Here is a 22,605-nt window from a genome sequence, read left to right on the forward strand (position 1 = left end):
ACGCCACCTATGGCGATGGCGGCTCCTGCCGTAGGCTCCTGGATAGGCGATGGCAAAGGGAGGAAGCCGGTGCGAAACCGGCGCGGTCCCGCCACTGTGACCGGGGAGCGAACCCCACCACAGGCCACTACCCGGCGACGGGTGGGAAGGCCGGGGTGAGCGCTGATCCGGGAGCCAGGAGACTCCTGCCGTCGCGACACCCGCTACCCGGGGCGAGGACCCCGAGGGAGGATGCGCCGTGCCTGGCGACAGCCGTTCCGTCCTGCTGCTCTCGACCTCCGACACAGATCTGCTGAGTGCCCGGGCCAGCGGCGCGGCCTACCGGTGGGACAACCCCGCCAGGCTGACGGCCGAGGATCTGCCGGACCTGCTCGACGGCGTCGATCTGGTCGTCGTCCGCCTGCTCGGCGGTCGCCGGGCCTGGGAAGAGGGCCTGGACGCGCTGCTGGCGCAGCCGCGCCCCGTCGTGGTGCTCGGCGGCGAGCAGACACCGGACGCCGAGCTGATGGAGCTGTCCACGGTCAGCGGCGGCGTCTGCGCCGAGGCGCACGCCTACCTCGCCCACGGCGGGCCGGCCAACCTGGCCGAGCTGCACGCGTTCCTGTCGGACACCGTCCTGCTGACGGGGCACGGGTTCGCGCCGCCCGTACCCTCGCCCGCCTGGGGACGGCTGGAGCGGGTGGCCGGCTCCCGGAGCGGGCCGGTGGTAGGTGTGCTGTACTACCGCGCGCATCACATGGCCGGCAACACCGCGTTCGTCGAGACGCTCTGCACGGCCATCGAGGCGGCGGGCGGGCAGGCACTACCGGTCTTCTGCTCCTCGCTGCGCACCGCGGAGCCGGAGCTGCTCGACACGCTGGGCGCGGCCGACGCGCTGGTGGTGACCGTGCTCGCGGCGGGCGGCTCCCGACCGGCCACCGCGGGGGCGGGTGGTGACGACGAAGCCTGGGACGTCGGCGCACTCGCCGCGCTGGATGTGCCGATCCTGCAAGGACTCTGCCTGACCACCTCGAAGCAGGCGTGGGAGGAGAACGACGACGGGCTCTCGCCGCTGGACGCGGCCTCGCAGGTGGCGATCCCCGAGTTCGACGGGCGGATCATCACGGTGCCGTTCTCGTTCAAGGAGATCGACGAGCACGGGCTCACCGTCTACGTCGCCGACGCCGAGCGGGCCGCCCGGGTGGCGGGCATCGCGGTCCGGCACGGCCTGCTGCGGCACACCCCGCCCGCCGAACGCCGCCTGGTGGTGATGCTGTCGGCGTACCCCACCAAGCACTCCCGGGTGGGCAACGCGGTCGGGCTGGACACGCCGGCCAGCACCGTGCGGCTGCTGGCCCGGCTCGCCGAGGCGGGCTACGACCTGGGCGACGGCTTCCCTGGAGTGGCCGAGCAGGACGGCGACGCGCTCATCCACGCGCTCATCGCCACCGGCGGCCAGGACCAGGACTGGCTGACCGAGGAGCACCTGGCGGGCAACCCTGTACGCATCTCCGCCGCCTCCTACGAGCGCTGGTACCGGACCCTGCCCGAGAACTTACGGGCCCGGATGGAACAGCACTGGGGGCCGCCGCCGGGCGAGTTGTTCGTGCACGAGGGCGACATCGTGCTGGCCGCGCTGCGCGCCGGGAACCTGGTGGTGATGGTGCAGCCGCCGCGCGGATTCGGCGAGAACCCGATCGCCATCTACCACGACCCCGACCTGCCGCCGAGCCACCACTACCTGGCCGCCTACCGCTGGCTTTCGGCCGAGTTCGCCGCGCACGCGATGGTGCACGTGGGCAAACACGGCAACCTGGAGTGGCTGCCGGGCAAGTCGGCGGGAATGTCGGCCGCCTGCGGCACCGACGCCGCCATCGGCGATCTGCCGCTGATCTACCCCTTCCTGGTCAACGACCCGGGCGAGGGCACCCAGGCCAAGCGGCGGGCGCACGCCGTGCTGGTCGACCACATGGTGCCGCCGATGGCCCGCGCCGACACCTACGGTGACATCGCCCGGCTGGAACAGCTCCTCGACGAGCACGCCACCATCGCCGCCATGGACCCGGCCAAACTGCCCGCCATCCGGGCGCAGATCTGGACCCTGATCCAGGCCGCCCGGCTCGACCACGACCTCGGGCTGGCCGACCGGCCGCATGACAGCGAGTTCGACGACTTCATCCTGCACGTGGACGGCTGGTTGTGCGAGGTGAAGGACGCGCAGATCCGCGACGGCCTGCACGTGCTCGGGCAGGCGCCGACCGGCCAGGTACGGGTGGACCTGGTGCTGGCGATGTTGCGGGCCCGGCAGATGTGGTCAGGCCGGGAGACCCTGCCCGGCCTGCGCGAGGCGCTCGGGCTGGCGGAGGACGGCACGGCCGGGCTGAGCCACGTGGACCGAGCCGAGGCCGTCGCCCGCGCCCTGGTCGAGGCGATGGAGGAGCGCGGCTGGGCGCCGGACGCCGCGCCCGAGGTCGCCCGCGCTGTGCTCGAAACGGCCTCCGCCGCTGACATCGCGGGCGGTGTCGAGCCCGTCGGCACGCGGAGCGGCGATCAGCTGGATCTTGTCACCCGCATTCTCGCCTTCGCCGCCACCGAGGTGGTGCCGCGGCTGGCCCGTACCACTGACGAGCTCGACCACCTCCTGCACGCCCTCGACGGCGGCTATGTCCCCGCGGGCCCGAGCGGCTCCCCCATGCGCGGCCTCATCAACGTCCTGCCGACCGGCCGCAACTTCTACTCCGTCGACCCCCGCGCGGTCCCGAGCAGGTTGGCCTGGGAGACCGGTCAGGCGATGGCGGACTCGCTGCTGGAGCGCTATCACGCCGACACGGGGGAGTGGCCGCGCTCGGTGGGTCTGTCCGTCTGGGGCACCAGCGCCATGCGCACCGCGGGCGACGATGTGGCCGAGGTGCTGGCCCTGCTCGGCATCCGCCCCGAATGGGACGAGGCGTCGCGCCGTGTCACGAGCCTGGAGCCCATCCCGCTCGCCGAGCTCGGCCGCCCCAGGATCGACGTGACGGTCCGCATCAGCGGCTTCTTCCGCGACGCCTTCCCGCACGTGGTGGGCATGCTCGACGACGCCGTACGCCTGGCCGCCCGGCTGGACGAGGCGGACGAGGACAACTACGTGCGCGCCCACGCCCGCCGGAGCGGCGGCGACGAGCGCCAGGCGACGATGCGGATCTTCGGCTCGGCGCCCGGCGCGTACGGGGCCGGATTGCTGCCGCTCATCGACAGCCGCAACTGGCGTGACGACGCCGACCTGGCCGAGGTGTACGCGGCGTGGGGCGGCTACGCCTACGGCCGCGACCTCGACGGCGTCGCCGCCCGCCCGCAGATGGAGGACGCCTACCGCCGGATCGCCGTGGCCGCCAAGAACGTCGACACCCGCGAGCACGACATCGCCGACTCCGACGACTACTTCCAGTACCACGGCGGCATGATCGCCACCGTCCGCGCGCTCACCGGCAGGGCCCCCGTCGCGTACGTGGGCGACAGCACCCGCCCTGACGCGGTACGGACCCGTACCCTGTCGGAGGAGACGTCCCGCATCTTCCGTGCCAGGGTCGTCAACCCCCGATGGCTGGCCGCGATGCGGCGGCACGGCTACAAGGGCGCCTTCGAGCTGGCCGCGACCGTCGACTACCTGTTCGGCTACGACGCCACCGCCGGCGTGCTGGCCGACTGGATGTACGACAAGCTCACCGAGACGTACGTGCTGGACCCGGAGAACCAGGCGTTCATGGCCGAGTCGAATCCGTGGGCGCTGCACGGCATCGCCGAGCGCCTCCTCGAAGCCGCCGAGCGCGGCATGTGGGAGCACCCAGACCCGGACCTCCTGCGCGGCCTGCGGGAGGTCTACCTCAAGACCGAAGGCGACCTGGAGGACGACACCAGCCGCTGAGCCAGGCCGGGTTTCCCCGCCCAGTGCAGGTGCAGGTAGGACGCGGTCACGAGGCCGTCGCCGAACCCGTCGGCGCCGCCCTCCCAGCGGAACAACGGCTCGCCCGCGAGGTCGATGACGGTGCGGTGGAACTCGTGGCCGCGGAAGGGCTCGCCCGCCCTCGTCAGCGGCGAACACTTGAGCGCGACCGCGTCCCGGTAACCGAGCGTGAGCCGGGACGTCATCCGCGCGCGCCCCGGCACCCGCCCGCACATGCGCTGCCCGTCCAGCTCCTCGCACAGGTAGAGCAGCCCGGCGCACTCGGCCGCGATCGGCCCGCCGAAGGCCGCCACCTGCTCGCGCAACGGCTCGTTGGCGGCCAGCTCGGCCGCGTACACCTCGGGGAACCCGCCGCCGACGACCAGTGCGGCGCTCCCGTCCGGCAGTTTCTCGTCCCGCAACGGGTCGAACACCGCGACGTCCGCGCCCGCCGCCCGCAGCAGCTCCACATGCTCGGCGTAGCCGAAGGTGAACGCCGCGCCGCCTGCCACGGCCACCACCGGCCTGTCCCCGGCCGGTCCTCGCTCCGGCTTCCAGGGCGTCGCGTCCAGCGGTGGGGCCGATCGCGCCAGCCTTACCAGCGCGTCGAGGTCGCACGAGCGGGTCACCAGCGCGCCCAGCCGGTCCACCGCTGCCACCGCCTCCGCCTCGCGCTCGGCCGCGGGCACCAGCCCCAGATGCCTGGACGGCGTGGAGACGGCGTCGTCACTGCGGATCGCGCCCAGCACCGATACCCCCGCCGAAGCGAGCGCGGCGCGGCACAGCGCTTCGTGCCGGTCGGAGCCCACCTGGTTCAGCACGACCCCGGCCACCCGCACCCGCACGTCGAACGTGGCGAACCCGTGCACCACGGCCGCCACCGACCTGCTCTGCCGGGCCGCGTCCACGACCAGTACCACCGGCGCGTCCAGCAGCCTGGCGACGTGCGCGGTCGAGGCGAAGTCCGTGTCGCCTCTGCCGTCGAACAGCCCCATCACACCCTCGACCACCGCCACGTCGCACCCTGCCGCCCCGTGCAGGAACAACGGCAGCAGCCGCTCCTCGCCCACCAGCCACGGATCCAGGTTGCGGCCCGGCCGCCCGGTGGCCAGCGCGTGATAGCCGGGGTCGATGTAGTCCGGTCCCACCTTGTGCGGCGAGACCTTCAGCCCGCGGGCCCGCAGCGCCGCCATCAGCCCCGTGGCCACCGTCGTCTTGCCGCTGCCCGACGAGGGTGCGGCGATGACCAGCCGCGGAACTACCACTCGATGCCCTTCTGACCCTTCTGCCCGGAGTCCATGGGATGACGTACCTTGCCCATCTCCGTCACCAGATCGGCGACCTCGATCAGCCGCTGGGGCGCGTCTCTGCCGGTGATCACCACATGCTGGCCGTCAGGCCTGCCGATGAGCGCGTCCAGGACGTCGTCCAGCTCCAGCCAGCCCCACTTCAGCGGGTAGGTGAACTCGTCCAGCACGTAGAACCGATACGTCCGCGCCGCCAGATCCCGCTTGATCTGCTCCCAGCCTTCGCGGGCGTCGGCCGCGTGGTCCTCCTCGGAGCCGGGGCGCTGGATCCACGACCAGCCCTCGCCCATCTTGTGCCAGGTCACCGAGCCGCCCTCGCCGCTGTCGCCGAGCACCTTGAGGGCCCGCTCCTCGCCGATGCGCCACTTGGCCGACTTCACGAACTGGAACACCCCGACCGGCCAGCCCTGGTTCCAGGCCCGCAACGCCATCCCGAAGGCGGCCGTCGACTTGCCCTTGCCCGGACCGGTGTGGACCATCAGCAGCGGCCTGGTACGCCGCTGCCGGGTGGTCAGGCCGTCGTCGGGCACGACGGAGGACTTTCCCTGCGGCATGGTCAGACCGCCTTCCTGTAGTCACGAACGAGGCCACCGAGATCGGCCAGCGCATCGAGGGAGACGAGCCGGGCCCGCAACCGCGAGGCGAGCTTGACCGCCAGACCGAGCCGGATCGGCCCGCTCTCGCAGTCCACGACCACGCAGGCTGTGCCCTCCAGCAGGGAGGCCGCCCGGTCCACGTCCCCGCCCGCCGTGACGCGCCCGTCGGTCACCAGCACCAGCAGCGGACGCCTGGCCGGGTCGCGCAGCCGCTCTACGCGCAGTACTTCCGCCGCCCGCATCAGCCCCGCCGCCAGGGGGGTGCGCCCGCCGGTCGGCAGCGAACGCAGTCGTGCCGCACCCGCCTCCACCGACGAGGTCGGGGGTAGCGCCACCTCGGCGCCCGCACCCCGGAACGTGATCAGGCCGACCTTGTCGCGCCGCTGGTAGGCGTCCAGCAGCAGGCTCAGCACGGCCGTCTTGACCGCGCTCATCCGCTTGCGCGCCGCCATCGAGCCGCTCGCGTCCACCACGAACAGCACGAGGTTGCCCTCCCTGCCTTCGCGCACCACTTCGCGTAGATCGTCCGTACGTAGTACCAGCCCGGGGCCGGTGCGCCCACGTCCCCGCTGGTGCGGTGCCGCGGCCAGCATCGTCGCCGTCACGTGCAGGTCGCGCACCTGGCCAGAGGGACGGCGGGCGCCGGTGCCCCGGCCGTGCCGGGTCCGTGAGCGCGATCGCCGGCCGACCGCCCCCTCGCCGATTCCCGGAACCTCCAGCAGCGGTACCCGGTGGGGAGCCCCTACGCCTGCCACCCGCACGCCGATGCCGGGCGTTGTCCCTCTCGCGTCCTCGTCTCTCAGATCCGGGAGGCCGCTGTTCGGCCGCCCGTCGCTGGCGGGAGGCTCCAGTGCCTGCCCGGCGTCCTCGGGGCCCCCCGAGAGTGGTCCCTCGCTCTCATCCGGAGACCCGTCGCTTCCGCTTGACGGCCGCGGCGCCTGGTTCCCGTCCGGCGGCGGCGACCCCTCACTCCCATCCGGTGGTGGTCCGGTTGGACCGCCGTCGCCGGGTCCGTCGTCCTGGGACGTACGCTCCAGCAGCTCGTCGAGCAGGGCCTCGTCCAGCCCCGGCGCGTCGAACGGGTCGCGCCGCCGTCGGTGCGGCAATGACAGGCGAGCCGCCGCCCGCACGTCCTCGGTGGTCACCGTGTCCCGCCCCTGCCAGGCGGCATGGGCGATGGCGGCGTTCGCCGTGACCAGGTCGGCCCGCAGCCCGTCGACCTCGAACGCCGCGCACACCGTCGCGATCTGCCGTAGCCGGGCGTCCGGCAACCGCACGCCCGGCACTCGGGCCCGCGCCCGCGCGATCCGGCCCGCCAGCGCCGACTCCTCGGCCACCCATCGCGCCGCGAACGCTTCCGCGTCGGCGTCGAAGGCCAGCCTCCGCCGGACCACCTCGGCGCGTTCCCCGGGGTCGCGGGTCGCCTTCACCTCGACCGTGAGCCCGAATCTGTCCAGGAGCTGCGGCCGCAGCTCGCCCTCCTCCGGGTTCATGGTGCCGACCAGCAGGAACCGGGCGGCGTGCCGGACCGACACCGACTCGCGCTCCACATAGCACCTGCCCAGGGCGGCCGCGTCGAGGAGGAGGTCGACCAGGTGGTCGTGCAGCAGGTTCACCTCGTCGACGTACAGTACGCCGCGATGCGCGGCCGCCAGCAGGCCCGGCTCGAACGCCTTCACACCCTCCGTCAGCGCCCGCTCCACGTCGAGCGAGCCGGCCAGGCGGTCCTCCGACGCGCCCACCGGCAGCTCCACCAGCGCGGCCGGGCGACGCACGCCCTCGGCGCCGGGCTCGTGGGGTCCGTCCGGGCATTCGGGGTCGAGCGCGCCCGGATCGCAGGCGAACCGGCAGCCGGGCACCACGTCCACGGCGGGCAGTTGGGCCGCCAGCGCGCGCACGATTGTGGACTTCGCGGTGCCCTTCTCCCCGCGTACGAGCACCCCGCCCACTCGAGGCGAGACCGCGTTGAGCACCAGTGCCAGCTTCAGGTCAGCAAGCCCGACGACGGCGCTGAACGGGTAGGTGACGATCAAAACAGAACCTTCCGGTTGACATGAGCCACCCGCCAGCCCTCCCGCGTGACGGCCAGCTCGGTGGTGGACAGAGGAGTCAGATCGAAGCGGTCGGCAATCAACGGGTCCAGTCCCAGGGCGTGGCCGAGCACGGCCCGGATAGCGCCCGCATCGCACACGACGACCCCGCTGGGTTCCTCCCGGACGGACTCGAGCCAGGCCGCCACCCTGGTCGCGAATGCAGCCCGGCTCTCGCCGCCATGCGGGGCCGCGTGCGGGTCGGTGAGCCAGCTCGCCAGCCCGTCCGGCTCCTCCTGCGCTACTCGCTCGTACGGCAGGCCGCGCCACCGGCCGCAGTCCGCCTCCCCGAGCGCCGGGACCACACGCGCACGCAGGCCGAGGGCATCGGCGGTCTGCCGGGCCGCGGTGGCAGGAGCGGCCCACGCCACCACTCCGGCCACCGCCGAGCCGAGCGCGGCGGCTCTGGCCAGAGCCGCCGCGTCGGCGTCCTCGTCGGCTGGAAAGCGCGCGGCGCGCATTCCCGGCGTCGTGGCGTGCCGGACGAACAGCACCCCGCTCAGGCCGGCGCGGCGGCGCTCAACGGAACGTCGCTCGTACGCCGCGCCGCCCGTTCGCTCGCCCAGCCGAACAGCACGCCGAAGGCCGCCCAGAAGACGAGCTGCGTGCCGATCGAGGCGATCCTGAACTCCCACAGCAGCGTGGCGGGAAAGCCGTCGGGCACCTCGTCGACCGTGGGTAGCAGCGCCCAGGCGGCGACCACCGGCACGAGGAAGACGATGACCGCCGCTACCCAGCGGGCCCACGGGTCCGCGGTGACGCGGCGGGCGGTGGCCACCGCGATCGCCGTCGCCGCCAGCCCGACGAGGATCATCACCAGGTAGAGCACCGTACGACCGTTGATCGTCTCGGGATCGCCCACCGCCGGCGGGTTGGCCGGATATTTCACGAAGGGAACGAGGATGACCGCTGCGAAGGCCGTCCCGACGGCGGCCAGCGCCAGCCGCCCGTCGGAGCGCGGCCCCACCCGTCCGCGCAGGCCCGCGAACACGAGCGCGAACACGCCGCCCACGGCCAGCCCGTAGAGCCCCGTGGCCAGGAAGAGCCCCGCCTTCTGCACCGGCCTGCTGATCTTGGCCTCCTCGCCGTGGCTGTGCCCGGCCTCCTCGGCGGCGGGCTCCGGTGCTGCGGCCTCCTCCAAGGCGATCGCCGCATCGACGCGCGGCTCCCCGAAGGCGAAGGCGAATCCGCCCGCGATCAGTCCGGCCAGCAGCCCCACGAGCAGCCCCCGGACCAGGAAGGTGCCTACCATCCCGGCCCCTAGTGACAGGGCACGCCGAGCAGATGCCGCCCGTCGTGCATCAGCTCGTGCAGGAAGGCGCCCGTCTGGGAGACCGCGCCGTTGTCCATCAGGACCAGGTAAGCGACGAGCAGAAGCACAGGCACCGCCAGCAGCCAAGGGCGCAGGCGTGGGAAGGGGATGATGGACGGAGTGGTCAAACCACTCATACGAGCCTCCTCGGGGTGACGCGTCCCATAGCGAGGTCACGGCGGCCAAGCGACCTGGCTCCCGGGATCTACGTCCCGGATACAGTGGCGCGTCCGCACCGGCATCTCACCGGATTTCCCTTGGACAACCGTGAAATCTACCGGAACGTATCCTTTCCTCCCGTTCGCGTCAATGCACCCCAGCGGCCGTCGGGCGCGGTGCGCGTATGAGACGATGCCGAACGTAGGCGACGGCGGGCAGCGGGACCTCACGTGGGCGCGGATCGTGCGGGCGTTGCAGGCTTTGGCGGACGAAGGCTTTGATCACCTGGGACGTGAGCGTGGATTCCTCGATCGCTCGGGCGCATCAGCACGCCGCTGGTGCGCGTAAAAGGGGGATCTGCAGGTAGAACCGCCTGGCGGGGTGAGTGTGGAACCCGCCGACCACGGGCTCGGCCGCTCCCGGGGCGGGCTGACCACCAAGATGCACCTGGCGTGCGAGCAGGGGCAGAAGGTGCTGTCGTTGATCGTCACCGCCGGTCAGCGTGGCGACTCTCCGCAGTTCCAGCCGGTGCTGGACAAGATCAGCGTGCCCAGGCTCGGCCTGGGCCGTCCCCGAAAGTGGCCAGACAAAGTTCGGGCCGACAGGGCGTACGGCTCCCGCGCCAACCACGCCTACCTGCGGCGACGCGGCATCGGCTGCACGATCCCGGAGAAGGCCGATCAGGTCCGCCACCGAAAGAACCGCGGCAGCCGGGGCGGCCGTCCCCCGAGGTTCTGCAAGATCGACTACTGCGAGCGGCACGCCGTCGAGTGCGCCATCAACCGGCTCAAACGCCACCGCGCCGTCGCGACCAGATACGACAAGCTCGCCGTTCGCTACGAAGCCACCGTCCAGATCGCCATCATCAACGACTGGCTGACCTGCCTATAAAGCAGGCCCTAGGAGGCCAGCAGGTCAAAGTGGAAACCGATGACGAACAGCGCCAGCGAGGTCCACCGCGTGACCATCGCCAGCCTCGTGTCCGCCATCGCGGCGCCCAACGCGGCAAGTAGGATGCTGGCGCCGATGCCGAGCGCTATCACGAGGAGCATCTGAGGCAGCCACGGCATGCCGATGTGATCGGTGATGGCGAGGGCGGGTATCCCCGTCAACGCCCCCGCCAGCATCGGGCCGGGATTGAGGCCCAGGACCCGCTTCTCCATGAGCCACGTCAGGCGCGTGCCGTAGCGGGCCAGCTTCTCGGGACCGAGAAGGTCCACGAGGATCGCGGCTCCGGAGATGAAGGACAGGATCTTTCCCGCGCGCCCCCACCAGATCATCGGCAGACCGAGAAGATCGTTCCCGACCGTCGACCTGCCGTCCAGCCATAACTGCCATGCCTCGAAGTAGCTGATGTCTGCCACACGTGGCAGCGTACGATCGACGCGATCCGTTGCCCAGTGGATCTCACCCACTGGAGTACAGCCCGAAACTCAGCAGGCCGGTGGGGGTTTCAGAAGTGGATCAACTAAGTGATCCACTTCTGAAACACTCCCTCTAGGCCCGCTGCACCGTGTTGCGATGTTTGTAGCGGTCCTTTTCGATGCCAGGGGGCCGCCCGCCATGTGCGCCCCGCCGTAGCCGGGCGGCTTCGTGGTTTCTCTTCTCCGGGATCACGTGGCGGATGCCGCGCTGGCGAAGGTAGGCACGGATCTGACGGTTGCTGTATGCCTTATCGGCTCCGACGCTGTCCGGTGTGCGAAGGGGTCGCCCCGGGCCCAGTCGGGGAACACGGATCTTGTCCATCACCGACTCGACCGGGTGCAGTCCGCCCGCTGTCCCGGTGAGATGAGTAGGGACACCGGGCGACACTTCACGTCTGCGCTGAGGGGAAGCTTCGAGGTCAGCCCGCCACGGGATCGCCCGAGGGCTTCGCCTGCCGCCTCGTTTTCACCAGCGGATCGCGCGGGTTCGCCGCTGTCAGCGGTGCCTGACTCGCCTCTTGCCTCGCCGTTTCTCAAAGGGCTCGGCGAGACGAATGAGCCGTGCTTGGGTGTTCCGGCGGCATGCTGGTGGGCACGTACTGAGTTGATGTTCCAGTCGATGTCCCCTGTGGCGTCGGCGACGGCCTGGACATGCTGCAGGAGCCTGTCCCAGGTGCCGTCCGCCGACCACAGCAGGTGCCGCTTGTGGACGGTCTGCCACGGCTGAACCGCTGCGGCAGGTCACGCCGCTGCACTTCGGTGCTCAGCCGGTGAATGATTCCGTTGATCACCTGGCGGTGGCTGCGCCATCGGCCGCATCGGTTACCACTCACCGGCAGCGGCGGCTCCTGCATGGCCCACTCTTCGTCGGTCAGATCGCCTCTGCTGATCATGTCCGGCGCGGGGAATCGCTCGTCGGGCGGGCGCGGTTATGCCTCAGCCGTCTTCATCGACTCCACCAGGGTGGAGAAGCTGTCCGCGGCGTGGCCGGCGTCCATGCCGCGCCGGAAGAGCTCGACGACCGCGGCCGGAAGCGTGGTGTCGACTCCCGCGTCGGCGTTGGTGTGCAGGACGTGCTCGACGCTGGCCATCCCCATGGCGAGGCGGTCCACGTCGCCGATGTGCCGGCCGGCGTCGATGCGCTCGGCGTAGAAGGAGAAGAAGCCCGGCAGCGAGTTCGCGGTCTCCACGGCGTGCGGCAGGATGTCCGCCGCCGTCAGGCCGTTGGCGTCGGCGAGGGTGATGGCCTGCCAGTAGCTCAGCATGGAGGTCCAGAACATGACCATGCCGATCTGGTACATGAGCGCGGCGACCCCCGGGTCTTCTCCTCGGTGGTCGGTCCGCCCCGTGATGACTTCGAGCGCGGACCGGTGCTGGTCAAAGATCTGACGCGGTCCGCTGTAGAAGGTCGATGATTCGGCCTGACCGATCCCGGAGGGCGGCACGGTGACGCCGCCGGTCAGCTGGACGGCGCCCCGCTCGGCTGCCCAACGGGCCGCGGCCCGGGCCTTTTCGGGCGTGTCCGAACTGAGGTTCACCAGGATTCGGCCGGTCAGCGCGGCCGCGGCGGGCTCGAGCGTGGCGTACATGGCGTCGTAGTCAGTGAGGCTGAGGATCACCAGCTCATTGGAGGCAAGGGCCTCCTCCACGTTCGGTGCGAGCACCGCCCCGCGCGCGACCAGTGCGTCCGCGCGCGACGCTGTGCGGTTCCAGACGGTGACGTCGTAGCCGCGGTCGAGGAAGGCGCCGACCATGGCCTGTCCCATGGGGCCGAGGCCGATGACGGTGACCGACTGCTCGGTGCTGCTCATTATGAGATATCCACCTCTCGCTAAAACGAGCGCTCTATTTAGAGCGTGCTCAGAACGTACCACAGCTCTAAAACGAGCGCTCTACTCAATGGGCCGATACGGTGGCTGCATGCAGACCAGCACGCGGGACCGGATCGTCGTCGCCGCATCACGCCTCCTGCAGCGGCAGGGCTACGTCGGCACGGGAATCAAGCAGATCGCCCAGGAGGCGCAGGCCACCCTAGGCTCCGTCTACCACTTCTTCCCGGGCGGCAAGGAGACCGTCGCCGTCGCCGCGATCAAGCACAGCACCGAGGAATTCGCGACGCTTTTGCGAAAGGCACTGGACAGTGAGGAGGACCCGGCGGAGGCTGTGATGGCCTGCGCCCGGCAACTCGCCGATGAACTGCGCGAGTCGGGCTGGATCGACGGCTGCCCCGTCACGGCAGCGGCTCTGGAAACGCTCGGCACCGACTCGGAGATTCAGCAGGCGTGCGCCGACGCACTGCGCAGCTGGGAGCAGTTGGTCCGCGACAAGCTACTGCGCTGCGGCTTCCCCTCCCAGAGCGCCCGGGAACTGGCGACCACCGTCATCTCCGCCCTGGAAGGTGCCGAAGTCACCGCCCAGGTCAACCGCAGCGAGGAACCACTACAGGTGACGGGCCGCCAACTCGCCCGCCTCCTACGCTCATACGAGGTCCAGAGCGTGCCCTGCGGATCAGGGCCGGACGGGCCCTGATCACCGTCGACAGGCGACAGACGTTGATCGAAGAGTTCCGTGTACGGCTCCGTAGTGCTCGCTGGCGACACTGATGGGGGCACCTGGGCGCCAAATACAGCCTCACCCAGCGGCTGCGCCTGACCAGCGCCATGGGCTGACCGTGCGGCCGGCCCGCCTGGCGCCCGCCGTTCAATGCAGGGCGTCGGCGGGCGTACTCGCCGGCGCGCCTGTCGAGACGCCGCTCGATGAGGCTGTCTCTGGCCCTGGCAGGTCAGGCCAAGACCATGGACAACCTTGTTGAGCTGCGAAAGTTCCGCAGTATTACCCGTACCTCAGGTTCTTGACGACCGCACACCTCCACGGCGATGCCGCCGTGGAGGTGTGCGGGAACCGTCATCTGACCCTTCAGATCTTCTTACGAAGGAAGTTGAGCACAAGTTTGTTGTAACGGTCCGGCTTTTCGGCCGGGACGATGTGCCCGGCCCCTTCGACGAAAGCGGCCTCAGAGCCTGCGTTGCTTTCAGCGAGGGCGGCGCCGATGGCGTCCAGGGTCTGCTGGTCCATCACGACGCTCTTGTCCTCGGTGCCGTGCAGGTACAGGGTCGGTTGGCTCGGCAGGCTGCCCCACAGCCGGCCGTGCTCAGCGGCCCATTCCGGCGTGCCCATCTGCTTGGGTCCGAAGTTGGTTCGGTAGAGATCCAAGGCCGCCCGGAGCCGGGCTGGTTCGCCCAGGGCCTTGCGCATCCCGTCGATCTCCTCCGTGGCGTCGAAGTCAGGGGCGGTCCACTTGTCCTGCAGGCCCTGCCGCAACCAGGCCATGTCGTCGGCGCCCAGGACCTCGGTGGCCATGTCCATCTGGATGAACCAGAAATGGTTGAGGTTCTCGATGCCCTCGAAGGTGTTGGCGTAGGCGGCGAAGAACGGCAGGGGCGGGACGTCGCTGACCACGAGCCGCGACCACCGCTCCGGGGTCGTGGCGGCGGCGGACCAGGCCATGCCCGCGCCCCAGTCGTGCCCCACCAAGATCGAGTCGCCACCTCCGCCGAGCTCCTGGTGCAGAGCGTTGACATCGTCGACGAGGTCGCTGAGCAGCATGCTGCCGTCCGCCGGAAGCGCGGTGGGGGCGAAGGCTCGCATGTTGGGGGCGACGGCCCGGTAGCCCGCTGCCGCGAGGGCCGGGATGAGGTGGCGGTAGGTGACGTCGCCGGACTCGGGGAAGCCGTGCAGCAGCAGGGCCAGCGGCCCGTTTCCCTCCTCGGCGTAGGAGAAGTCGATGTCGTTGGCGGTGATGCGCCCATAGTTCAAGATGGTCTCCGTGCTGGTGAAGTGATGAGTGATGCCGCGGGATGAGTCCCTTCCGCGGCATCACCGATCCTGCTTTCCTTGCAGTACTTTCAACAAGTACCTACTATTTGTTCAGTACGTACCTTTTTTCAGTTTTGAAGGGGTCAGGGTGAAGAAGCGCAGCTACTCGTGCGGGCTGGACGCCGCCGTGGACGTGGTGGGCGGCAAGTGGAAGGCGCTGATCCTGTGGGGGCTGCACGACGGACCCCGGCGCTTCGGAGAGCTACGCAGGGCCGTACCGGGCATCAGCGAGAAGTCGCTGATCATCCAGCTCCGCGAGATGGAGCACTGCGGTCTGATACACCGCGAGGTGTACCAGCAGGTTCCACCGAAGGTGGAGTACTCCCTGACCGACTTCGGGCAGTCACTCAATCAAGCCCTCATCCCCCTGGGCGAATGGGGCGAGAAGCACATGAAGACCATCGAAGCGATCCCCGCGGCCTGAAAAGGAGCTGTCACTGCCGCTGCGTGGCGACCACGAAGCCCCCGAGCCCCCTCTGACGCCATAATCAGCTGACCGCGACCATTCTGATGATTCGCTCGCGTCGAGATCGACATCCACCAGTTACGCCACGTCCACGCCACCGAACTCATCAACGCCGCCGCCTCGGCCACGCCTCCACCGAAACCAACCAGCTGTACGCACTGCTCGAGGGCAAGATCGCCGACGCCGAGATCCGCGCCGGCCCGCCGACGCCGCGACCAAGCGATTCACTGACGACAAACCGCTCAGGGCCATCGCACCCTCTTGATTCATCAGCGCAGGTCAGAGATGGGTTCGTTGAATTGCCGCGATTGGCCGCAGCGAACTGGTGGCTCTCACCAGGGACATGCGCGAGGTCGCCGACGGCCTCGAGGTCACCATCCGCACCTCCAAGACCGACAAGGACTCCGCCGGCGAGACCATCGCCATCCCGCGCGGCAGCCACCCGCTCACCGACCCCGTCACCGCCTGGCGCGACTGGCTGCACGTCCTCGACCAGGCCGGACACACAACCGGGCGGCTGCTGCGCCGGATCAACCGGCACGGCGGCGTCGGCCCCTCGCTCGGCGCCCACGCGGTCAACACCATCGTCCGCGACCTCGCCGTGCGCGCTGGCGTGCCGTACGCGCGCACCGTCACCGCGCACAGCCTGCGCGCCGGCGGCGCCACCGTCGCCTACGCCGCCGGCGTCCCGGTCGCCGTCATCGCCAAACACGGCCGCTGGGCCCCCGCCTCCCCGGTGGTGTTGCGCTACATCCGCGCCGTGGACCGGTCCGGCTCAAGCACTGGCATCTCATGGCATTTCCTGCTGACATGTTTGGCAAAACAGCAGGTCATCTGCTCCATGGGCGCTGTCAGCGAATGGCACATTGCCCTGACCTGTCAGTGGGCCGGGTGAGGCTCCTCGCAGACTCCCCGGTCGAAACGCCGCAGGACACCGAGATCATCGCTCTGCAGCGAGATGCGGCAGGGAACGATGACACCGAGGGAGATATGACGCAGCGTCCGCCCCATCATGGCTCTCAGCTCTGAAGATAGCCGCTAGGAGCCGAGGGAGCGCTACTCATCGCGGCCCTCATCAAAAGATCTTGCTGACATCCTGTGACGGTTCCACTGACACCTTGTGGCAAAACCCAGGACGACTTCGCGGCCACCCGCAACAGCAGGTGACAACCGCGCCCGAGGGCGCATGATCAGCTGCATGCCTCGCAGATGACCGGTCACATTCAGCAGTGCGGTGTTTCACTGCAGTTGTGGTGACCAACCACTGCAGCCATGTGACGAAAACGCTGGTCCGGGCATCGTTGGTCATCCCGCTTTCAACAGATTTGGTCAGATCTATTGCAGGGGAGCGAGCAGCCCGGAGGCGAGCACAAGAGCCATCAGCGACAGTCGGCTTCCGCTCGGCGGTGCGCATGGCTGAATTTTCAGCTGGCAGACCCGCCACCGGGGGTGAGGGACCAGAGTCATGGTCAGCTCAGGGGCACGCGAGGTCGCGAACACGAAGATCATGGCGGGCAGAGACAACCGGTATGAGTGCTTTGCTCCGAGTTGAGCGGTGCAATCACGTGACAATGCGCTGAAACCCTGTGACGAACGCCCAAGAAATTCAAGTGACGAGTCCCATCTCACCAGGCGAGAACACTCCGGCCCTGGCAAGCAGTTGCCGGATGTCCACGGTGGGTTACTTGCGGGAATTCTGCATTCTCGCAAGTTACAGTCAGACTGGCAGCACGCAACAGAAGTTAATTTCTGATTTTTATTTTCTAGAAAATCAAAAATGGTACGCTGCGGTCGTGACTCTTGAGACCGGCACGGTCACGCCGTGCAAGCACTGTGGCGCGCCCATCGAGCAGCGGCGGGGGAGAGGGCGGCCCAAGGCCTACTGCCCCGAAGGGGACTGTCAGGCCGCGGCGAAGCGGGAGCGGGAGTTGCGGCGGGCGACGCCTGGGCTGGAAGGGGCGCTGGCCAGGGCTGAGCAGTTGTACGAGCGCATGGAAAGTGGCCTGGCCGCGGCGATCGAGCCGCTCGCGCAGGCGTTGTCGGACGAGTTGAGCCCGGCCGGGGTGGAGGCCAGGCTGAGTGCCGTGCAGGCCGAGGCGCACACCCGGGTGGCCATCGCGCGCACCGAGCGTGAGCAGGCGTTCGAGCAGGTACGGCTGGCGCGGGAGGCCGCCGAGCACGCGCGGCGGCAGACCGGGGAGATGCGCGAGCGGCTGGAAGAGGCCGAGGCGGAGCGGGACAACGCGCTCGGCGACGCAGAAAGGGCCCGTGAGCAGGCGCTGGCCGCGTTGCGTGAGGCTGCCAGTACCGAGCGTCAGGCGCTGCAGGCGGCCGAGGAGGCCGGGCGGCGGGCGGAGGTGGCCGAGCAGCGCGCCGAGGAGGCGGTACGACGCGTCGAGCTGACCGAGCGGGCCAGGGATCAGGCGGTTCAGGAGCTGGCCGAGCAGGTGGAGGCTGCCGACGCGCGTACCGAGGAAGCGAAGGCGCTGGCCGTACAGGCTCGGCAGGATGCTGAGCAGGCGCGGGCGGAAGGGGATCGGGCGCGCGAGGAGATGGCGGCGGCCGTGCGCGCGCGCGAACGGGCCGAGCGGGATGTCGCCGCGGCGGCGGCCACGGCGCAGGCGGCTGAGCAGGAGCGCGACCGGGCGGTGGCACGCGCCGAGAGCGCCGAGCGGGCTGCCGCGGAGGCACAGCGGGAGCGCGCTGTCGCGCTCAACGAGGCGGTGCAGGCACGCGAGGCGGCCGACGCCGAGGTCGCGCGGGCGCATGAGGCGGCTGAGGCTGAGGTCGCGCGGACGCGTGAGGTGGCCGGTGCCGAGGTGGCGCGGGCTGAGGAGAGCAGGCGGCGGGAGCTGGCGATGGCGGCCGACCGGCTCGCCGCGGTGGAGAAGGAGGCCGCGGCCGCGGTTCTGGATGAACGAGCCAGGGCCGAGGGGGAGAAGGAGCGGGCCGAGGGGGAGCGGGCGCGGGCTGAGGCCGCCGTTCGCGAACGGGATCAGTTGCTGCTCGACCTGCGGCTGGAACGGGCGCGGCTGGAGGACGCGCGGGCCGAGGTCGAGGCGGCGCGTGCCGAAGCCGGGCGGCTACGGGAGCGGGCGGTCACGGCGGAGCTGGCCAACCGGCATCGGGACTGACGCCGTCGCGGAGGCCTGTCGCGGTCCGGTCCCGGGTAAGGCCGCCCGTCCGGTCGGGGTGTAGAGGCTGGTCCTGGACGTGTTCGGCATGGTCAGGCGGGTCTTCACAGGTGATAGACAGGTTGCGCCAAGGACACACACAGAGTCGTTCCCCACGATCGGACCATGAGCATGGCGAATGCGGAGGCTCGCGGGCAGTTGCGCCGGCCCGACGGCAGCCCCGTACGGGTGCTGGTGGTCGACGACGAGGCCACGCTGGCCGAGCTGCTGGCGATGGCGCTGCGCTTCGAGGGCTGGGAGGTGAGCAGCGCCGCCGACGGGCTGGGCGCCGTGCGCGCCGCCCGCGGCTTCCGCCCCGACGCCGTCGTGCTCGACATGATGCTGCCCGACATCGACGGGCTGGAGGTCCTGCGGCGGCTGCGCGCGGATGCGCCGGACGTGCCGGTGCTGTTCCTGACGGCGCGCGACTCCGTCGAAGACCGCATCACCGGGCTGACGGCGGGCGGCGATGACTACGTGACCAAGCCGTTCAGCCTGGAAGAGGTGGTGGCGCGGCTGCGCGGGCTGATCCGCCGGGCCGCCAGGACCGAGCTGCTGGCCGGCTCCCAGATCGTGGTCGGGGACCTGGTCCTGGACGAGGACAGCCACGAGGTACGGCGCGGCGGCAAGCTGATCAACATGACGGCCAGGGAGTTCGAGCTGCTGCGCTACCTGATGCGCAATCCGCGCCGGGTGCTCAGCAAGGCGCAGATCCTCGACCGGGTGTGGAACTACGACTTCGGCGGGCAGGCCAACGTGGTGGAGCTCTATATCTCCTACCTGCGCAAGAAGATCGACGCGGGCCTGCCGCCGATGATCCACACGCTGCGTGGTGCGGGGTATGTGCTCAAGCCCGGCGAATGAGCCGCCGCGGTGGCGGGCGCCAGCGAGCTGGTCGCTGCGGGCGCGTCTGGTCGCGGCGATGGTCGGCCTGCTGGCGGCGGCGTTCCTGGTCGTCGGCGTGGCCACCGAGGCGACGCTGGTCAGAGCGCTGTACGGCCGGGTCGACGACCAGCTGACGGCGGCGGCGGCCAGGACGCCGCGCGGATTCGACCGGTTTCCACCGCCGAGCCCGCGTGAAGACAGGTTTCCGCCAGGACAGGTCATCGGCACCCTGGCGGCGCACATCGGGCAGGGCCGGGTCGTCTTCGCCGGCGTGCTCCCCGAGCAGGGGCAGACGCCGCCCGACCTGAGCGGACAGGACGCGACGCTGCTGAGCGTGCCCGCCGACGCGGTGCCCCGCAGTTACGACCTCGGCGAGCTCGGCGACTACCGCCTGGTCGGGCGGCGGATGCCCGACGGGGACATACTGATCACCGGGCTGCCGCTGGCCGAGACGCGGGAGACGCTCTACCTGGTCGCCGGCGTCGTGGCCGGGGTGACCGTGCTCGCGCTGGCCGGGGTCGGCTATCTGGGCGTGGTGATCGTACGGCGTGCCCTGCGCCCGCTGTCCCGGGTGGCGGCCACCGCCACGCGGGTGTCCCAGCTGAGGCTCGACCGCGGCGAAGTGGAGCTGCCTCAGCGGGTCGCCGAGCGCGACGCCGACGAGCGCACCGAGGTCGGCCAGGTCGGCGCGGCCCTGAACCGGATGCTCGACCACGTGGGCAACGCGCTAGAGGTACGGCAAGCAAGCGAGACGCAGGTACGCCAGTTCGTCGCCGACGCCAGCCACGAGCTGCGCACCCCGCTGGCGGCCATCCGCGGTTACGCGGAGGTGAGCAGGCGCGGCGGGCAGCCGGTACAGCCCGAGGTGGCGCATGTGCTGCGCAGGGTGGAGTCCGAGGCGGAACGCATGACGGCCCTGGTCGAGGACATGCTGCTGCTGGCCCGCCTGGACGCGGGCCGGCCGCTCGCGCACGACCGGGTGGACCTGTCCATGCTGACGGTGGACGCCGTCAGCGACGCGCACGCGGCGGGCCCGCGCCACGACTGGCAACTGGACCTGCCGGAGGAGCCGGTCATCGTGGTGGGCGACTCGGCCCGGCTGCAGCAGGTGCTGGCCAACCTGCTCGGCAACGCCCGTACGCACACGCCGGAGGGGACCCGCGTCACGGTGGGCGTCGGCGTGAGCGGGCGGGAGGTGGTGCTGCGCGTCGCGGACGACGGCCCCGGCATCCCCGCCGGCCTGCTGCCGCACGTCTTCGAGCGGTTCGCACGCGGCGACGGCTCACGCTCCCGGGCGGCCGGCAGCACCGGGCTGGGGCTGGCCATCGTGCACGCTGTGGTGCTGGAGCAGGGCGGCAGCGTGGCGGTGGAGAGCGCGCCCGGTCGCACGATCTTCACCGTACGGCTGCCGGCACCGGGTGCTGAGTGAGAGGTAGCCAGGGGCCGACGTACGCCTCGTTGGCATGGGACATGAGGCTGAGGTGGCAGAACTTCAGGAAATCAGTCGCTCCTCACGCGCTGCTACGCCCTCGGTGACGCGAGCAAGCGCCGGAGACCCAAGACGGCCAGCAGGGACGCCGCGCGATCGATAGGTATCGCAATGGGTGATTTGAAATGATTGGGCTCATCCGTAGGCATTTGAAGACGATCGCGGCTCGGAAGTCCTAGGTGCGATCATGTGGCTTGTAGGAGGAGAAGTTGGGAACGGCAACAAGAAGGGCGTTGACGGCGGTCTCTACGGCGATCATGTCCACCGTGACAGTAATCGGCCTTAGTGTGACGCTATTGCCGGCGTCGGCGTCGGCGTCTGCTGCTATGGCCTGGCCGGAGCCAGGAAAATGCGGGGCACGCATGGTTCAGTGGGATCCCGACGAAGGTGCAGGCGAGGGATGGTCGGCCTGCGCCACGCCTTATATCGCGGCTTATCACCGCGTCCGCCTATACTGCTACTACGGTGGCGACGCCCTAGGTTCATGGGTACGGCCTTGGCAGGAATCGCGAACAACCTGTGTGAATGGTAGCGGCGCCTATGGCGTTTTGGTTGAAATGCGCGACTGATCTACTAGATGTATGCACAATAACGGCCCCGCCGGAGTGCATGATCAAGCAAAGCAGTGCCTGCCCCTGGGAGCTTGAGCCTCCAGGCATAAGCGCCCAGGGGCGGGCCTCAATCTAAAGAAGAGCGACAGTGTCGCTCCCCTTGTCATCGGAGATATCGTATGTCATCCAAGTCTGCGCTGGGAGCGGCGGTCGTGGCCTTCGCCACCCTGGTCGCGATGGTTTCACCTGTATCTGCGTCACCAGCAAAGTCGATGGCCGCCTCTGGATGGGAGTTTGTCGCCTATTACAACTCCCGCCTCGAATGCCACGTAGTGGGCCGAGACTACGCGGACGGCTCAACCGGAAATGAATGCAGGCCGCATGACATTCGGCGACTGTGGGAATTGTGGGTTGGTCCCTGACTGGACTCAATGATGGCCCATACCGCACGCCTTCACAGGGCGAGGAATCAAACCCTCGAGAACTTGCTGGTGGAAAGTTCGGAGGCGTTCGCTGCTGTTCGGGAACGGTCGATGGTGTCTGTCGGTATTGGGCTCCCACTCGGGTCCGCGTCACCAGCCGCAAAGTAGCGTTGAGTAACCATCTCTACTCTTTGTGGTCACGGGGTTGAGTCATCTCAGTGTCGAATAACGGTCGTCTGTCGACACTCGCCGGACCGATCACGGAACCGCAGGTGAGCACTGTCGATGGCTCGTGTCGAGAATCAATGTCGGTGAACGGTTCGTGGAGTAGATTTCGACAGTGCTCTTCGGCTATGCGCGGGTCAGTACCGCCGACCAGAACCCCGACCAGCAGATCGACGCGTTGTTGCGCGTGGGCGTCGACCGCAACGACATCTATCTGGACAAGGCCAGTGGCGCCAAGGCCTCCCGGCCCAGCCTCGACCTGGTCCTCAAGCTGTTGCGCGAGGGCGACACGCTCAAGGTCACCCGGCTGGACCGGCTGTCGCGTTCAGTCCTGCACTTGGTCACCCTCGGGGCGGACCTGCGCGAACGCAACGTGGGCCTGCATGTGATCGAGCAGGGCATCGACACCGACACGATGGAGGGTCGTGCGATGTTCGGCATGCTGTCGGTCTTGTTCGAGCTGCAGCGGGAGCTGATCGTCGCCAACACGATGGACGGCCTGGCCTCCGCCCGTGCGCGCGGCCGGGTCGGGGGCCGTCGCCCCCGCCTCACCCCCGAGCAGGCAGCGCTGGCCCAAGAGCTGTACGACGCGCGAGTCAAGACCGTCCAGCAGATCGCTGACCTGTTCGGTGTGCCGCGCTCGACGGTGTACGGGCATCTGAAGGGCGACACCGTGCCCCGCCAGCTGAAGGAGGCCCGGGGAAGGTCGTAGTCGGGGCGCGAGGTTGG

General features: G+C 69.7%; 19 protein-coding genes and 2 riboswitches. Of the genes, 9 read left to right on the top strand and 10 right to left on the bottom strand.

From position 1 onward, the window contains the following. The first annotated feature begins 2 nt into the window (after positions 1 to 2). A riboswitch (cobalamin riboswitch) is annotated at positions 3 to 208 on the top strand. A gap of 30 nt (positions 209 to 238) precedes the next feature. Beyond that, complete coding sequence (gene cobN / locus ACIBQX_RS43750) at positions 239 to 3,883, top strand: cobaltochelatase subunit CobN (RefSeq protein ID WP_397015433.1); 3,645 nt, start codon at positions 239 to 241, stop codon at positions 3,881 to 3,883. Here cobN and ACIBQX_RS43755 read toward each other — a convergent pair. From ACIBQX_RS43755 to ACIBQX_RS43780, 6 genes are read right to left on the bottom strand one after another with little or no spacing between them, the layout of a single operon-like run. Beyond that, positions 3,838 to 5,151, bottom strand: coding sequence for a cobyrinate a,c-diamide synthase (locus tag ACIBQX_RS43755; protein WP_397015535.1), 1,314 nt, complete (start codon positions 5,149 to 5,151; stop codon positions 3,838 to 3,840). The genes cobN and ACIBQX_RS43755 overlap by 46 nt on opposite strands. A gap of 8 nt (positions 5,152 to 5,159) precedes the next feature. Then, entirely contained in the window at positions 5,160 to 5,762 is a 603-nt protein-coding gene (gene cobO, locus ACIBQX_RS43760) for a cob(I)yrinic acid a,c-diamide adenosyltransferase (RefSeq protein WP_397015435.1), read from the bottom strand. Between the two features lie 2 nt (positions 5,763 to 5,764). Then, a complete protein-coding gene (locus ACIBQX_RS43765) occupies positions 5,765 to 7,837 on the bottom strand; it encodes a VWA domain-containing protein (RefSeq protein WP_397015439.1) in 2,073 nt (690 codons plus the stop codon). Further along, entirely contained in the window at positions 7,834 to 8,388 is a 555-nt protein-coding gene (locus ACIBQX_RS43770; RefSeq protein ID WP_397015441.1) for a histidine phosphatase family protein, read from the bottom strand. Before ACIBQX_RS43770 ends, ACIBQX_RS43765 begins: the two co-directional genes overlap by 4 nt. Before the next feature lie 5 nt (positions 8,389 to 8,393). Continuing rightward, complete coding sequence (locus ACIBQX_RS43775; protein WP_397015443.1) at positions 8,394 to 9,146, bottom strand: CbtA family protein; 753 nt, start codon at positions 9,144 to 9,146, stop codon at positions 8,394 to 8,396. An 8-nt stretch (positions 9,147 to 9,154) separates the two neighbouring features. Next, positions 9,155 to 9,343: a CbtB-domain containing protein gene (locus ACIBQX_RS43780; RefSeq protein WP_132334386.1), complete on the bottom strand. Its 189-nt coding sequence runs from the start codon at positions 9,341 to 9,343 to the stop codon at positions 9,155 to 9,157. A 30-nt stretch (positions 9,344 to 9,373) separates the two neighbouring features. Next, positions 9,374 to 9,503: riboswitch (cobalamin riboswitch) on the bottom strand. 243 nt (positions 9,504 to 9,746) lie between these two features. On the opposite strand from ACIBQX_RS43780, the gene ACIBQX_RS43785 reads away from it, so the two are divergent. Then, a complete protein-coding gene (locus ACIBQX_RS43785) occupies positions 9,747 to 10,256 on the top strand; it encodes an IS5 family transposase (RefSeq protein ID WP_397015445.1) in 510 nt (169 codons plus the stop codon). An 8-nt stretch (positions 10,257 to 10,264) separates the two neighbouring features. Here ACIBQX_RS43785 and ACIBQX_RS43790 read toward each other — a convergent pair whose 3' ends face one another. From ACIBQX_RS43790 to ACIBQX_RS43800, 3 genes are all read right to left on the bottom strand, one after another. Further along, on the bottom strand, positions 10,265 to 10,780 hold the full coding sequence (locus tag ACIBQX_RS43790; protein ID WP_397015447.1) for a hypothetical protein: 516 nt from the start codon (positions 10,778 to 10,780) through the stop codon (positions 10,265 to 10,267). Positions 10,781 to 11,322: 542 nt separating this feature from the next. Next, the gene (locus ACIBQX_RS43795; protein ID WP_397015449.1) at positions 11,323 to 11,682 is read right to left on the bottom strand and encodes a transposase; all 360 of its coding nucleotides are present in this window, start codon (positions 11,680 to 11,682) and stop codon (positions 11,323 to 11,325) included. Between the two features lie 36 nt (positions 11,683 to 11,718). Next, positions 11,719 to 12,600: an NAD(P)-dependent oxidoreductase gene (locus ACIBQX_RS43800; RefSeq protein WP_397015451.1), complete on the bottom strand. Its 882-nt coding sequence runs from the start codon at positions 12,598 to 12,600 to the stop codon at positions 11,719 to 11,721. A 109-nt stretch (positions 12,601 to 12,709) separates the two neighbouring features. Between ACIBQX_RS43800 and ACIBQX_RS43805 the strand changes: the two genes are divergently transcribed. Then, entirely contained in the window at positions 12,710 to 13,318 is a 609-nt protein-coding gene (locus ACIBQX_RS43805; RefSeq protein ID WP_397015453.1) for a TetR/AcrR family transcriptional regulator, read from the top strand. 387 nt (positions 13,319 to 13,705) lie between these two features. On the opposite strand, the gene ACIBQX_RS43810 is transcribed toward ACIBQX_RS43805, so the two are convergent. Continuing rightward, a complete protein-coding gene (locus tag ACIBQX_RS43810) occupies positions 13,706 to 14,605 on the bottom strand; it encodes an alpha/beta fold hydrolase (protein ID WP_397015455.1) in 900 nt (299 codons plus the stop codon). Between the two features lie 148 nt (positions 14,606 to 14,753). Between ACIBQX_RS43810 and ACIBQX_RS43815 the strand changes: the two genes are divergently transcribed. The 6 genes from ACIBQX_RS43815 (at position 14,754) to ACIBQX_RS43840 (ending at position 22,588) form a co-directional block, all read left to right on the top strand. Next, the gene (locus ACIBQX_RS43815) at positions 14,754 to 15,089 is read left to right on the top strand and encodes a winged helix-turn-helix transcriptional regulator (protein ID WP_397015457.1); all 336 of its coding nucleotides are present in this window, start codon (positions 14,754 to 14,756) and stop codon (positions 15,087 to 15,089) included. Positions 15,090 to 15,456: 367 nt separating this feature from the next. Further along, entirely contained in the window at positions 15,457 to 16,026 is a 570-nt protein-coding gene (locus ACIBQX_RS43820; RefSeq protein WP_397015459.1) for a hypothetical protein, read from the top strand. Positions 16,027 to 16,924: 898 nt separating this feature from the next. Next, entirely contained in the window at positions 16,925 to 18,265 is a 1,341-nt protein-coding gene (locus tag ACIBQX_RS43825) for a hypothetical protein (RefSeq protein WP_397015461.1), read from the top strand. Between the two features lie 165 nt (positions 18,266 to 18,430). Next, a complete protein-coding gene (locus tag ACIBQX_RS43830) occupies positions 18,431 to 19,168 on the top strand; it encodes a response regulator transcription factor (protein ID WP_397015463.1) in 738 nt (245 codons plus the stop codon). Positions 19,169 to 19,226: 58 nt separating this feature from the next. Beyond that, positions 19,227 to 20,618: a sensor histidine kinase gene (locus ACIBQX_RS43835; protein ID WP_397015465.1), complete on the top strand. Its 1,392-nt coding sequence runs from the start codon at positions 19,227 to 19,229 to the stop codon at positions 20,616 to 20,618. A 1,373-nt stretch (positions 20,619 to 21,991) separates the two neighbouring features. Then, positions 21,992 to 22,588 (top strand): recombinase family protein, encoded by a 597-nt coding sequence (locus ACIBQX_RS43840; protein WP_397015467.1) that lies wholly within the window; start codon positions 21,992 to 21,994, stop codon positions 22,586 to 22,588. The last annotated feature ends 17 nt before the right edge of the window (positions 22,589 to 22,605 follow it).

The sequence above is a fragment of the Nonomuraea sp. NPDC049714 genome (assembly GCF_044465295.1).
Lineage (GTDB): Bacteria > Actinomycetota > Actinomycetes > Streptosporangiales > Streptosporangiaceae > Nonomuraea.

Bases quoted from the DNA above. Each gene is read 5' to 3' on its own strand.
- ACIBQX_RS43780 (WP_132334386.1), bottom strand. From the start codon at position 9,343: ATGAGTGGTTTGACCACTCCGTCCATCATCCCCTTCCCACGCCTGCGC.
- cobO (WP_397015435.1), bottom strand. From the start codon at position 5,762: ATGCCGCAGGGAAAGTCCTCCGTCGTGCCCGACGACGGCCTGACCACC.
- ACIBQX_RS43795 (WP_397015449.1), bottom strand. From the start codon at position 11,682: ATGATCAGCAGAGGCGATCTGACCGACGAAGAGTGGGCCATGCAGGAG.
- ACIBQX_RS43775 (WP_397015443.1), bottom strand. From the start codon at position 9,146: ATGGTAGGCACCTTCCTGGTCCGGGGGCTGCTCGTGGGGCTGCTGGCC.
- ACIBQX_RS43835 (WP_397015465.1), top strand. From the start codon at position 19,227: ATGGTCGGCCTGCTGGCGGCGGCGTTCCTGGTCGTCGGCGTGGCCACC.
- ACIBQX_RS43805 (WP_397015453.1), top strand. From the start codon at position 12,710: ATGCAGACCAGCACGCGGGACCGGATCGTCGTCGCCGCATCACGCCTC.
- ACIBQX_RS43800 (WP_397015451.1), bottom strand. From the start codon at position 12,600: ATGAGCAGCACCGAGCAGTCGGTCACCGTCATCGGCCTCGGCCCCATG.
- ACIBQX_RS43830 (WP_397015463.1), top strand. From the start codon at position 18,431: ATGAGCATGGCGAATGCGGAGGCTCGCGGGCAGTTGCGCCGGCCCGAC.